Annotated in this window: 10 protein-coding genes; 7 read left to right on the top strand and 3 right to left on the bottom strand. The window is 73.8% G+C overall.

Features of this window, described 5'->3' with window-relative positions; translation table 11 throughout:
* Positions 1-110 precede the first annotated feature (110 nt).
* Positions 111-1955, bottom strand: coding sequence for a gamma-glutamyltransferase (ggt, locus tag E1281_RS29680; RefSeq protein ID WP_243717544.1), 1845 nt, complete (start codon positions 1953-1955; stop codon positions 111-113).
* A gap of 354 nt (positions 1956-2309) precedes the next feature.
* Between ggt and E1281_RS29675 the strand changes: the two genes are divergently transcribed.
* The 7 genes from E1281_RS29675 to E1281_RS29645 all read left to right on the top strand — a co-directional run bounded on the left by E1281_RS29675 (position 2310) and on the right by E1281_RS29645 (position 11264).
* The gene (locus E1281_RS29675) at positions 2310-4178 is read left to right on the top strand and encodes an amino acid permease (protein WP_243717542.1); all 1869 of its coding nucleotides are present in this window, start codon (positions 2310-2312) and stop codon (positions 4176-4178) included.
* Positions 4179-4341: 163 nt separating this feature from the next.
* On the top strand, positions 4342-5175 hold the full coding sequence (locus E1281_RS29670; protein ID WP_131883021.1) for an NUDIX hydrolase: 834 nt from the start codon (positions 4342-4344) through the stop codon (positions 5173-5175).
* Positions 5172-6254 (top strand): molecular chaperone DnaJ, encoded by a 1083-nt coding sequence (locus E1281_RS29665; protein ID WP_243717540.1) that lies wholly within the window; start codon positions 5172-5174, stop codon positions 6252-6254. Before E1281_RS29670 ends, E1281_RS29665 begins: the two co-directional genes overlap by 4 nt.
* Before the next feature lie 12 nt (positions 6255-6266).
* Entirely contained in the window at positions 6267-7238 is a 972-nt protein-coding gene (locus E1281_RS29660) for a hypothetical protein (protein WP_131883020.1), read from the top strand.
* 4 nt (positions 7239-7242) lie between these two features.
* Complete coding sequence (locus tag E1281_RS29655) at positions 7243-8526, top strand: adenylosuccinate synthetase (RefSeq protein ID WP_131883019.1); 1284 nt, start codon at positions 7243-7245, stop codon at positions 8524-8526.
* Between the two features lie 43 nt (positions 8527-8569).
* The gene (locus E1281_RS29650; RefSeq protein WP_131883018.1) at positions 8570-10537 is read left to right on the top strand and encodes a hypothetical protein; all 1968 of its coding nucleotides are present in this window, start codon (positions 8570-8572) and stop codon (positions 10535-10537) included.
* Between the two features lie 22 nt (positions 10538-10559).
* Positions 10560-11264: a 3-keto-5-aminohexanoate cleavage protein gene (locus E1281_RS29645; RefSeq protein WP_131883017.1), complete on the top strand. Its 705-nt coding sequence runs from the start codon at positions 10560-10562 to the stop codon at positions 11262-11264.
* Between the two features lie 11 nt (positions 11265-11275).
* On the opposite strand, the gene E1281_RS29640 is transcribed toward E1281_RS29645, so the two are convergent.
* On the bottom strand, positions 11276-11932 hold the full coding sequence (locus E1281_RS29640) for a hypothetical protein (RefSeq protein WP_131883016.1): 657 nt from the start codon (positions 11930-11932) through the stop codon (positions 11276-11278).
* A partial coding sequence (locus E1281_RS29635) for an MFS transporter (RefSeq protein ID WP_131883015.1) occupies positions 11925-12947 on the bottom strand: 1023 nt, incomplete at its 5' end. The genes E1281_RS29640 and E1281_RS29635, both read right to left, overlap by 8 nt.

Raw genomic sequence — 12947 nt, 5'->3', positions numbered from 1 at the left:
GGTTCGTCGGCAGCGTAAGATGTGTTATAAGAGACAGCCCCACAGGGAACCGGGCTGTTCCGGGGGGGTGTGGGGGGTCGTCCCCCCACGAGGCACCGGGCCGTCCATGGTCATCGCCTGGCCGGACGGACGACAAGCGCGCTGCCGCCGCCCCGCCGCACCGGCTCCGCCACCGCCTGCACGAGCCCGGGCCGCAGGATCTCCAGGCCCGTCGCGGCGCCGATCACGCCTTCCGGCGGGCCGGGGAAGACCTCCAGCCGGTGCCCCCGCGCGGCCAGGTCCCGGCCGTGGGCGCCGATGAAGGGCCGCTCGGCGAACACCTGCGGGGTGTTGCGCTGCGTCGCGCGCGGGGCGTTGAGCGCGGCCGGCAGGTCCATGCCGAGGTCGATGCGGTTCATCAGGATCTGCAGGACGGTCGTGATGATGGTCGATCCGCCGGGCGTTCCGAGGGCCAGTTTCGGGCTCCCGTCCTGGAGCACGAGCGTCGGGGACATGCTGCTGCGCGGGCGCTTGTGCGGGCCCGGGAGGTTCGGGTCGGGCGCCTGCCCCGGCTCCGGCGGCTCGAACGAAAAGTCGGTCAGCTGGTTGTTGAGCAGGAAGCCGCGTCCGGGGACGGTGATGCCGCTGCCGCCGAACTGCTCGATCGAGAGCGTGTAGGAGACGACGTTGCCCCATTTGTCCGCGACGACGAGATGGGTGGTCTGCGGGCCCTCGGGCGCCAACAGCCCGGTCCGGGTCCCGGGCGGGGGGCACCCGCCGTAGTCGCCGTCGGGCGAGCCGGCGGGGACGGGCGCGGCGGCGGCCCGGTCCGGCTTGATCAGGCAGGCGCGCTCGCGGGCGAACCCGGGCGACAGCAGTTCGGCGACGGGGACGTCCACCTTGTCGGCGTCGCCCAGGTAGCGGCCCCGGTCGGCGTAGGCGAGCTTGGACGCCTCCAGGAAGTAGTGCAGGGCCGTGGCCGGGTCGCGCCGGTCGAGCCGGAAGTTGCCCAGAATGTTGAGCGCCTCCCCCACCGTCGTGCCGCCGGACGAGGACGGCGGCATGCCGTACACGTCCGTCCCCCGGTAGGAGACACGCGTGGGCTTGCGCACCAGGGCGCGGTAGGCGTCCAGGTCGCCCGGCTCCATCAGGCCGGGACGGACGTCGCGGGTCGCGTCCGGATCCACCGGCGGGTCGGCGACGGTCCGCGCGATCTCCCGGCCGAGCCGCCCCTCGTAGAACCAGTCCGTGCCGCGCCTGGCCAGCTCGCGGTAGGTGCGGGCGAGGTCGGGGTTGCGGAAGACGGAGCCGACGGCGGGGACCCGCCCGCCCGGCAGGAACAGCTCGCGGGTGGGGACGATGTCGCGGAAGCGCTCGGCGTTCACCGCCGTCTGGTCGTGGAACTCCTGGTCCACCACGAACCCCCGGTCGGCGACCCCGATCGCCGGGCGCAGCAGGCGGCCGAGGTCGCGGGTGCCGAACCGGCGCAGGGCGAGGTCCCACTGCGCGAGCGTGCCGGGCACGCCGACGCCGAGCCCGCTGGTGACGGCCTGGTCGAACGGGAGCGGCTCCCCGGTGGCGGGGTCGATGAAGGCGTCCTCCCCCATACGCTCCGGCGCGGTCTCACGGCCGTCGAGCGCGTGCACGCGGCGCGTCTTCGCGTCGTAGTAGGTGAGGTAGCCCCCGCCGCCGATCGCCGCCACGTAGGGCTCGGTGACGCCGAGGGTGGCCCCGGCCGCGACGGCCGCGTCCATCGCGTTGCCGCCGCGCCGGAGCACCTCCAGGGCGGTCCGGCTGGCGTACGGGTCGACCGTCGAGACCGCGCCGCCGTAGCCGGTCGCGACCGGCTGCCTGCCCGGCGGGCGCCCGTCCCCGGCGGCGGGCGCGGCGGCGGCGGGGACGGCGGGGACGGTCAGGGACGCGGCGGTGGCGAGCGCCACGACCGCCGTGCGGCGTGGTGATGGGGAGCGGGACACCGGACCTCCTGAAGAACGCGGCGTCCCCACGGTGTCACCGATCTTCGTCCGACGCCAGCAACAAAGATCGTAAAGCGCTTTCTGTATTAAAAACCCGGGGCATTCGGCGGGAGCGTTCCCTTTCGGAGACCGAATCGGCGTGCGCCCAGCGTGAGTAAAGCACTGCTCCACGTCGCCACCGGGCCGCCACCAGGAGGTTCGCCACTTTCCGCCAACAGATCGGGGCCACCGATCCACGCCGGAACGTTGCGATTATGGTGCCACCTGGTGAATTCTTGGGGACTTCGGCAAACCATCTCGCGATCAGCGGCGCGGGTTCGGCGCCCCCGGCCCATGTCCGGGGGGAGATGACCAGTGACGTGGGACATGCGCATGCGCAACAACATGTTCCGGCGCCTGCCGGTGGAGCGGGCGACCGGAAGGCTCTACGGCGGCAGGCACCGGCTCCGCGTGGTCTACCGCACCCGGGACCTCGTCGTGCTCGGCCTCGGCGTGATGATCGGCTCCGGCATATTCAAGATCGCCGGTGAGCAGGCGGCCGCGACCGCCGGTCCCGGCGTGCTCGTCTCCTTCCTGATCGCCGGGGGCGTGTGCCTGCTGGTCGCGCTCGCCTACGCCGAGCTCTCCTCGATCATCCCGGTGGCGGGCAGCTCCTACTCGTTCAGCTATGTCGCGTTCGGCGAGGTGTGGGCGTGGATCGTCGGCTGGGCGCTGGTGCTGGAGCTGCTGCTGGCGGCGTCGGTGCTGGCCCGGGTCTGGTCGCTGTACGCGACGCAGGCGCTGAACGGCTTCAGCGTGCCGATCCCGGGGTGGCTCGGCGACCTGGTCGGGCAGCAGAAGGGCCCCGACCTCTTCGCCCTCCTCATCCTGCTGCTCGTCGTGCTGATGCTGGCCACCGGCAGCAGGATGAGCCTGAAGACGCTGTGGTTCATGGTGATGGCCAAGGTCATCGTGATCGGGCTGGTCATCGCCACCGGGCTGAGGTTCTTCAGCCCCGGCAACCTCACCCCGTTCCTGCCGCCGGCGCGGCCGGCGCCCGAGGGCGACCACACGGTGCTGGACGCCCTGCTCGGCCTGGCCGGCGGCGGCACCCCCGAGGTGTTCGGGGTCTGGGGCCTGATCGCTGCCGCGCCCGCCATCGCCTTCGCCTACATCGGGTTCGACCTCATCGCGACCGCCTCCGAGGAGACCGAGGACGCGCCCCGCAAGGTGCCGCGGGGCATCCTCACCGCCCTGCTCACCGCCGTCGTGCTGTACGCGGCCGTGGCGGTCGCGCTGGTCGGCATGGTCGGCATGGACGGGTTCGCCGGCCTCGATCCGGACAAGCTGCTGATCGCCGCGGCGTTCGACTCGGTCGGCGCGGGCGCGATGGGCAAGGTCGTCGACGTGGGCGTGGTGCTCGCCCTGACGACCGTCATCCTGGTCGTGCTGATCAGCCTGACCCGGGTGATCTTCTCGATGTCGCGCGACGGGCTGCTGCCGCGCCCGCTGGCGTCCATGAGCCGCTACCGGGTGCCGTCCCGCGCCACGCTGCTGGCGGGCGGCGCGGCGGTCGTGACGTCGCAGACGATCGACGTGCTCACGCTGGAGCAGCTCGTGGTGATGGGGACGCTGTTCACGTTCCTGTTCGTCCCGGCCGCCGTGCTGGTGATGCGCCAGTCCCAGCCCGACCTGCACCGGCCGTTCCGGGTGCCCGCGGCGCCGCTCACCGCCATGCTGACGATGTTCGCGGTCGGCTGGCTGATGGTGAACCTCAAGGTCCAGACGTGGGGCTACTTCGCGATCTGGATGGTCGCCGGCCTGCTGCTCTACCTGGTCTACGGGCGCCGCAAGAGCCAGATGAAGGCGCTGCTGGACGAGCCGCCGCCCGAGCGGCCGGTCGCGGCGCGGCTGACCGCCCCGCCGCCGGGGGGCGGTCCCCCCGGCGGCCCGCCTCCTCCCGGGCCGTACGGGACGGGCCCCTGGACGGTCGACGCGCGTCCCGGGCCGGTGAACCCGGAGAGCCCGTATCCGACGGGCCGGTACTCGGCCGGGCGGCAGCCGGGCGGGCAGTTCGCCGCCGAGCCCGCCCCCGCCGGCGACCCGTACGGCCCCTACGGCACACCTCCTCACGGTTCGGACGCGTACGACCCGGAGCCCTACGGCCCGGAGCCGCACGAGGGGCGGCGCCCCCAGGGCGGGGAGCACCAGGAACCGCCACCGGGCGGGCGCCACCGCCGCTGAGGCCCGTCTTCCCAAGGGCGCCGCTCCCCTCCCGGGGCGGCGCCCTCGCTCGTGTCCGGAAACGGGTCTGGACAACGGCCGCCGCCCCGGGTTAAGTTAACCTCATATCGAGACAAACTCACCCTGAGACTTACTCAGCATGAGATCTACAGGAGCGGCGCGGATGACCCCGGACCCGAAGCGCGACGAGACCGAGTTCCTCGCGAACTACGACCCGCGCGACTACGACCCGGTCGCCGTGACCGTCGACGTCGTGGCCCTCACCATCCGCGACGGCGCGCTCCACGTGCTGCTGGTGCGGCGCGGAGGCGCCCCCTACGCGGGAATGTGGGCGCTGCCCGGCGGATTCGTCCAGGCGGGCGGGCCGCTTCAGGGCACCGACGCCGAGGACCTGCCCGACGCGGCCGTCCGGGAGCTGGCCGAGGAGACCGGGCTCAGCGCCAAGGGCGGCGTCCTCGGCCGCGTCCATCTGGAGCAGCTCGGGACCTACGGCTCCCCCGGCCGCGACCCGCGCATGCGCGTCATCTCCGTCGCCCACCTGGCGTTCGCGCCGGAGCTGCCCGACCCCGAGGCCGGTGGCGACGCCGCCGACGCGGCGTGGGTCCCGGTGGGCGCGCTCGGCCTGGCCGAGTCCGGCGACCAGCGTCCGGGCACCACCCGCCGCCTGGCGTTCGACCACGCGCGGATCCTGTCGGACGGCCTGGAGCGGGCGCGCGGAAAGCTGGAGTACACCCCGCTCGCCACGGCCTTCTGCGGAGGCGAGTTCACCATCCCCGAACTGCGCGCGGTCTACGAGGCGGTGTGGGGCGAGGAACTGCACGCCGGCAACTTCCACCGGAAGGTGCTGTCGGTCCCCGGGTTCGTGGAGAGCACGGGCGCCACGTCCGACCGCGGCGGCCGGCGCGGCGGCCCCCGCCCCAAGCTCTACCGGGCCGGCGACGCCCGCCTCCTGCATCCCGCGCTGCTGCGGCCCGGCAGGGAGGAGGAGATCAGATGAGCGAAGCGAACCGGGGGGTGGGGGTCGGCCCCCCACAAGAGGCAGAGCCGAGCGGTGACGGACTGCGCGAGGCACTGGCGCGGCTCGACCGGGCGCGCGTCCCCGCGGACCTGTTCGGCGACGACGAGGCCGGGGCGGCTCGGCGGTACCGGCGGCTGGCCCGGGTCCTGCACCCGGACGCCACCGGCGGGCGCACCCGCGACGCGTTCATCAGGCTGAACGAGCTCTGGCGCACCTACAACCGGGACGACGCCGCCCTGATCACGACGCGCCGCCACGCGTACCGGCTCGGCGGCGACGCGATCGGCGGCGACCTCGCCGAGCTGTACAGGGCGAGCCGGGGGGACGGCGGGCGTGACGTCGTGCTGAAGATGCCGCGCGACCCCCACGACGGCGACCTGCTCGAACGCGAGGCGGTGGCGCTCCGCCAGCTCCCCAGGGACGGCGACCGGAAGTTCCTGCCGTACGTCCCGCGGCTGGTCGAGTCGTTCCGGCACCGGGACGCCGGGACGGGTGCGCAGCGGCAGGTCAACGCGATCGCCGCGCTGGACGGGTTCCGCACCTTGGCCACGGTGGCGAAGGCGTTCCCGGACGGTGTCGACCCCCGCGACGTGGCGTGGATGTGGCGGCGGCTCCTGGTCGGCCTGGGCTTCGCGCACCGCGCGGGCGTCCTGCACGGCGCAATCCTTCCCGAGCACGTGATGATCCACCCGGAGAAGCACGGCCTGGTCCTGGTCGACTGGTGCTACTCCGTCCCCGGCTGCTACGCGCACGTCGACTCGTCCGGCCGTGTGCCGGCGATGGTCGCACGCCACGCGGACCGGTACCCGCCCGAGGTGCCGGGGCGGCGGCCCGCGAGCCCTGCGACCGACATCTTCATGGCCACCCGCTGCATGACCGACCTCATGGGCGACAAGGCGCCCAAGGCGATGCGCACGTTCGCGCGCGGCTGCACGCTGCCCGCGCAGAACCGGCGTCCCTCCGACGCCTGGCGCCTGCTGGCCGACCTGGACGAGCTGCTGGAGAAGCTCTACGGCCGGCGGCGCTTCCGCCCGTTCCACCTGCCCGACCACCGTTGAAGGAGAAGATCCATGGGAAGCGGAAACTGGTCCACCGACGTCTACGCCGCCAGGGCGAGCTACCAGGCGGCCAACGGCGTCAGCGCGTTCGCCTACTCCGACGGCGGCGCCACCACCGTCCACTCCGACCTCGACCCGCGCGGCGTGACCGTCCGGGAGAGCCGGGACTCCGACGACCACCCCGAATCGCTCGCGATCGGCGTCCTGTTCGACGTGACCGGCTCGATGGGGCACGTGCCGCGGACGCTGCAGACCAAGCTCCCCGACCTGCTCGGCCTGCTGCTGCGCAAGGGCTACGTGGAGCACCCCCACATCATGTTCGGCGCGGTCGGCGACGCGACCTGCGACCGGGCGCCGCTGCAGGTCGGCCAGTTCGAGGCCGACAACCGGATGGACGACGACCTCGGCAAGATCCTCCTCGAAGGCGGGGGCGGAGGCCAGATGCGCGAGTCCTACGAGCTGGCCATGTACTTCATGGCCCGGCACACCGCGATCGACTGCTTCGAGAAGCGGGGCAGGCGCGGCTACCTGTTCATGATCGGTGACGAGCTGGCCTACCCGAAGACCAAGCGGCGCGAGGTCGCCAAGGTCATCGGGGACGAGCTCGACGAGGACGTCCCGGCCGCCGAGATCGTCCGCGAGCTGCAGCGCATGTACGAGGTGTACTTCATCATCCCGGAGGGCGCCTACCACTCCGGCAGCCGCGAGCTGGCGGACTTCTGGCGGGGGCTCCTCGGCCAGAACGTCCTCTACCTGGACGATCTCGACGCGGTCTGCGAGACGATCGCGCTGACCATCGGGCTCGCCGAGGACGCCATCGACCTCGACGAGGGCCTGGAGCACCTGGCCGAGGCGGGCTCGGGGGCGGGCGCGTCGGTGTCGCGGGCCCTCGCCCGGCTGGACGGGTCCCGCGCGCCGGTCGCGGTGTCGTCCGCGCCTCCCGGCCTGGACGCCGCCGGGTCGTCCGCGACGACCCGTCTCTGAGCCCATGGGACACGTGATCGTCGTCGACCTCGGCTTCGGGGACGCGGGCAAGGGCACGGTCGTCGACCACCTGTGCTCCGCGGCGTCCGGTACCACGAGCCCGGTGGCCGCGGTGGTCCGGTTCAACGGCGGCGCGCAGGCCGCGCACAACGTCGTCGCGGCGGACGGGCGGCACCACACGTTCGCGCAGTTCGGCTCGGGGACGTTCACGCCCGGCGTCCGCACGCACCTGTCGAGGTCCATGCTCGTCGATCCCCTGGCCCTCGCCGCCGAGGCCGACCATCTGCGGGCGCTGGGCGTGCACGACGCGCTCGACCGCCTGACCGTCGACCGGGACGCGCTGCTGACGACGCCGTACCACCGGGCCGCCAACCGCGCGCGGGAGTCGGCGCGCGGCGCGGCCCGGCACGGGTCGTGCGGGATGGGCATCGGCGAGACGGCGTCGTACGCCCTGGCGCACGACGAGGCGCCGCGCGTGGGCGACTGCCTGTCGCCCGCGCGGCTGCGGCGCCGGCTCACGGCGCTGCGCGACTGGTACCAGGACACCTTTCCTTCCGGCGGGGAAGTCCCGGACGTCGGCGCCTGCGCCGACGCCTTCACCGCGTTCGCCGAGCGGGTCGAGATCGTGAGCAGCAGCCACCTGCACGGGCTCCTCCGGACCGGGAACGTCGTGTTCGAAGGCGCCCAGGGCGTCCTTCTGGACGAGTGGCACGGCTTCCACCCGTACACGACCTGGTCGACGACCACGTTCGTCAACGCCGAGACGCTGCTTGCCGAGGCGGGCGAGTCCGCGGCGCGGCTCGGGGTGCTGCGCGCGTACGCGACCCGCCACGGCCCCGGCCCGTTCGTCACCGAGGACCCGGCGCTCACGGCGGACCTGCCCGACCGGCACAACGGCACCGGCCGCTGGCAGGGCGCGTTCCGCGTCGGCCACCTCGACGCCGTCGCGCTCCGCTACGCGCTGGACGTGTCGGGCGGCGTGGACGGCCTGGCGGTCACACATCTGGACGTAGCGGGGGCACGTCCAGACCTGCGCGTCTGCCTGGCCTACGAGATGGACGGCGAACGGGTCGGGCGCCTGGAGACGGGACCGCCCGACCTGGACCGCCAGGCCGCCCTCACCCGCCGCCTGCTCAGGGCGCGTCCCGTCTACGCGCCGCTCGGCCGCGCGGCGGAGACGATCGAGGACGTCCTCCGAGCCCCGGTCGTCCTGCGGTCCCACGGGCCGACCGCGGCCGCCAAACGTCCTGGCCGCCTCCGGACGGCCATTGACCTCGGCGGCCGCTGAGCTCAAGATCGGTTGAACGCCGCCGATCTTCCGGAGGTGGACGATGCGTCTCCCCCAGCGCATCCCCTCGGCCTTCACGGCGCTCGTCGCGTCGCTCGCGCTGCTCGCCGTCCCGCCCGCGGTGACGTCCGCCGCGGCCGGCGCCGGGCCGGGCTGCGACCCCATCGACCCGGCCGCCTGCCTGCTGCCGTTCCCGAACGACTGGTACACGGTGCGCGACCCCGGCACGCCGACGGGCCGCCGCGTCCACCTGCGCACGACGCTCACGAACGCCGCCGGCCTCCCGGTACGGCCGGACGAGTGGAACCGCGCCGACGGCTTCTCCCCCGGATCGATGCTGCTCAGCCGCGTCCCCGGGATCGACCTGACCCGCACCGGCGCGGCGCCGGTCACCGACATCGGCTCCTCGCTCCGCGACGACGCCCCGATCGTCATCGTGGACACCCGGACCGGAGAGCGCATCCCGTACTGGGCGGAACTGGACGCGAACGCGCCCGCCGACCGCGAGGCGCTGATCGTCCGCCCCGCGAGGAACCTCCGCGAGGGACGTCACTACGCCGTCGCGCTGCGCCGTCTGCGGGACGGATCCGGGAACCTGATCCTGCCGAACGACGCGTTCGGCAGGATCCTCGGACCGGCCCTGCCGTCCGGTGACCCGCTCCACCGGCGGCAGCGGGACACCCGGAAGGTGCTCGCGGCCCTCGATCGCCACGGGGTGGGACGCGACGGCCTCTACCTCGCCTGGGACTTCACGGTCGCGAGCCGCCGGAGCCTCGCCGGGCCCGTGCTCCACATGCGCGACGAGGCGCTCCGGAGGCTCGGCGGCCGCTCGCCGTCGTTCTTCGTGACGCAGGTGACCGACGACGTCGACGACCGGATCGCCCGCGAGGTCAAGGGGATCGTGTGGGCGCCGAGCTACCTCGACCAGTACGGCGGGCTGCCCGGATCGGCGCTGCACCGCGGCCGGGACGGGAAGCCGGCGCGGCTGCCGGGCAACTCCCAGGCCGTCCCGTTCCAGTGCGAGATCCCGAGATCGGCGTTCAGGGAACCGGCCCGCCCCGCGCTCTACGGGCACGGCCTGCTCGGCGGCGAGGACGAGGTCGACGCCGGCAACGTCAAGGCCATGGCCGACGAGCACGGCTTCGTCTTCTGCGCCACCAGGTGGATCGGCATGTCGGAGGAGGACGTCCCGAACGTCGTGTCGGCGCTCGCCGACCTCACCCGCTTCCGGACGGTCGCGGACCGCACGCAGCAGGGCCTGCTGAACTTCATCTTCCTCGGCCGCGCCATGACCCGCGGCTTCGCCGGTCACCAGGCCTTCCAGGACGACTCGGGCGCGTCCCTGATCGACACCCGCGCCGAGCTGACCTTCGACGGCAACAGCCAGGGCGGCATCATGGGCGGCGCGCTCACCGCCGTGTCCCCCGACATCCGCCGCGCCGTCCTCGGCGTCCCGGCGATGAACTACAGCACGCTGCTCAACCGCAGCTCCGACTTCCCCCAATACGGGCAGGTCCTCGACCTGTTCTACCCGGACAAGCTCGACCAGCAGATCGGCATCGCGCTGATCCAGATGCTCTGGGACCGCGGCGAGGCCAACGGCTACGCCTGGCACATGACGGACGATCCGCTCCCGGGCACGCCGGAGCACCGCGTCCTGATGCACGTCGCGTTCGGCGACCACCAGGTCGCGCCGGTGGCCGCCGAGGTGCAGGCCCGCACGATCGGCGCCCGCCTGCACGCTCCGGCCGTCAGGCCGGGCCGCAAACCCGACAAGGTCCCGTACTGGGGCATCCCCACGTTCGGCTCCTCCCACGAGGGGTCGGCGATGGTCGTCTGGGACAGCGGCTCCCCGCACCCGCCGCTGACCAACACGCCGCCGACCGAGGGCCGGGACCCGCACTCGGATCCACGCAACGACGCCGACGCCCGCAGGCAGAAGGCGGTCTTCCTCAAGACCGGTACCGTACGGGACGTGTGCGGGGGCGGACCCTGCGTCATCACGCCGTGACCCGCACTGAGATGATCGGAGCATGCTCCAGGTCTGCCCGAACGGAAGCCGGGCCGAGGGCGTTCCGGTCTCACCCGAGGAGATCGCCTCTGCGGTCCGCGCCGCCACCGACGTCGGCGCGCAGGACGCGCACGTCCACCCGAGGGACGACGCCGGCGCCGACACCCTGGACTCCTTCCACGTCGCCGCGACCGTCGCCGCCGTCCGCGCGTCCACCCCGTCGATCGGCGTGGGCGTCACCACCGGCGCGTGGACGGCGCCCGACCCGGGCGAGCGCGCCGCGCTGATCCGCTCCTGGACGGTCGTGCCCGACCACGCGTCGGTGAACTTCCACGAGATGGGCGCCGAGCTGGTCGCCGAGGCCCTCTTCGAGCGCGGCGTCGCCGTCGAGGCGGGCATCCTCTCGGGCACCGACGCCGCCGACCGCTTCCTGCGCTGGCCGCACGCCCATCACGTCCTGCGGATCCTCGCCGAGGTCGCCGACGGCGACCCGCGGACCGCGACCGCCACCGCCCAGGCGCTCCTGCACGATCTCGGCACGCGGCTCGGCCGCCCGATCCTCCTGCACGGCGAGGACGGCGGCACATGGCCCGTCCTGCGCCTCGCCGCGCGGCTGAACCTGGACGTCCGCATCGGCCTGGAGGACACCCTCACGCTCCCCGACGGCGCCCCCGCCGCCGACAACGCCGTCCTGGTCCAGACCGCCCGCGCGCTCACCGCCCCGTAGGCGCCGCCGGGTCAGGAGCGGGGGTTCGCGTCGGCGTCCATGCGGGCCCAGTCGGCCTCCCACAGGTCGTAGCGGTGGCGGTCGCAGCCGCGGCGGACCAGCGCGTACACCAGCAGGAGGGGCAGCCCGCAGCCGAGGACGGCGGCGGCGCCCGCGTAGGCGGCGTCGGTCACCGTGCGGCTGTGCGGGCGGGGCCGGACCGTCGGGTCGCCCTCGCGGTCGACCCAGATCCTCCGCTGCGCCCCGATCTTGGCGTTCTTCCAGCTCGGCAGGGTCCCGGCGCGCGGCTCGCCGCCCGCGACGGGCCAGGTGGCCCGGACGGTCTCGTGAATGTAGCGGTCGCCGGACGAGCCGTTCGCGCCGGTCGCGGTGACCGTGGCGACGACCAGCCGGCGGTCCGCCCGCTCGGCCTCCTCGGCGCGGACCCCGGCGTCGTAGGACCAGGACGCCGCCCAGGCGGCCAGCGGCGGCGCGATGCCCAGCAGGAGCACGAGCAGCCCGAGGGCGATCGTCCGCTGGACGCGGTCCACCCGGCGGCGGAGCTCGTTGCGTTCCAGACCGAGCCGCCGCCGCAGCCTGGTGACCGGCCCGCATCCGCGGCCGGGGCCGGACCTGCGCATCTGTGTCACCTCCCCGGAGAGCCCTCCCGGCAAGATGCCTTCAGCCATCGTCTCCCAGGATATTCCGGCGCCCGCCGGCGGGCACGTGGCCCGTGGCCGAATCGTTTCCGGAATCCCGTCCGGTATGCCGGGTCGTCGGCCGGTTCCGGTCACCGCCGGGCTCCCCGTCCCGGTCCCGGCCGCCGTCACGGCCGCCGGCGGCGAGCGCGAGCAGCGCCCCGAGGACGCACATCCCGGCGGTGATCCAGAAGATCTCCTGGTACTCGGTGCGCAGCGCGTCCTGCACGGCCGCGTTGTAGATCTTCATCTGCCGCGCGAACTCGTCCTCCGACATCAGGAACGGCAGCGGCGGCTTCAGGTCGGCGGTCAGCGCGTGGAAACGGTAGAAGCCCCACGCCGACAACGCGGAGATCCCGAGGAGCATCCCCATCATCCGCGCCACGACGACGGCGGCCGAGGCGACGCCGTGCCGCGCCGCCGGGACGAACCCCAGCACCGCCGACGACACCGGCGCGATCACCAGCCCGAGGCCGAGCCCGGTGATCACGAGGTCGGTGTCCATCCTCGGCAGCGGCCCGTACGAGGCGTTCGCCAGGTCCGCGGGCCAGGCCGCGATCAGGAGGTAGCCCGCCGCCGACACCGCCATGCCCGCCGCCATCGGCCACCGCTCGCCGAACCGCCGGGCGATCATCCCCCCGGCCACGGCCGCGACCGGAAGCGCGACGAGGAACCTGGTGAGCAGCAGGGCGCCCTCCGTGGTGTCCTTGCCCAGGACGGTCTGCGCCACCAGCACCACGTCCACGAGGGTCACCATCAGCGCCGCACCGGACAGCAGGCTCACGCCCAGCGTGGCCAGCAGAGGCCCGCGGCGCACGCCCGACAGGTCGAACAGCCTCGTCCTCGCCTTGATCTCCCAGAGCACGAACACCACGAGGACCACCGCACCCGCGGCCAGGACGGGCGGGCCCCACGACGGCAGCGCCGACTCCTGCGGCTCGGGGTTGTAGACGCCGGCGACCAGCAGCCCCAGTCCGAGCGCCAGCAGCAGCCCGCCCGCCACGTC

The organism is Actinomadura sp. KC345 (genome assembly GCF_004348515.1).
Taxonomy (GTDB): Bacteria; Actinomycetota; Actinomycetes; order Streptosporangiales; family Streptosporangiaceae; genus Spirillospora.
The sequence above is the reverse complement of the archived record's forward strand: the minus strand, read 5'-3'. Positions and strand labels throughout refer to the sequence as shown.

Bases quoted from the DNA above. Each gene is read 5' to 3' on its own strand.
- E1281_RS29645 (WP_131883017.1), top strand. From the start codon at position 10,560: ATGCTCCAGGTCTGCCCGAACGGAAGCCGGGCCGAGGGCGTTCCGGTC.
- E1281_RS29655 (WP_131883019.1), top strand. From the start codon at position 7,243: ATGGGACACGTGATCGTCGTCGACCTCGGCTTCGGGGACGCGGGCAAG.
- E1281_RS29650 (WP_131883018.1), top strand. From the start codon at position 8,570: ATGCGTCTCCCCCAGCGCATCCCCTCGGCCTTCACGGCGCTCGTCGCG.
- E1281_RS29670 (WP_131883021.1), top strand. From the start codon at position 4,342: ATGACCCCGGACCCGAAGCGCGACGAGACCGAGTTCCTCGCGAACTAC.
- E1281_RS29640 (WP_131883016.1), bottom strand. From the start codon at position 11,932: ATGGCTGAAGGCATCTTGCCGGGAGGGCTCTCCGGGGAGGTGACACAG.
- E1281_RS29665 (WP_243717540.1), top strand. From the start codon at position 5,172: ATGAGCGAAGCGAACCGGGGGGTGGGGGTCGGCCCCCCACAAGAGGCA.
- E1281_RS29660 (WP_131883020.1), top strand. From the start codon at position 6,267: ATGGGAAGCGGAAACTGGTCCACCGACGTCTACGCCGCCAGGGCGAGC.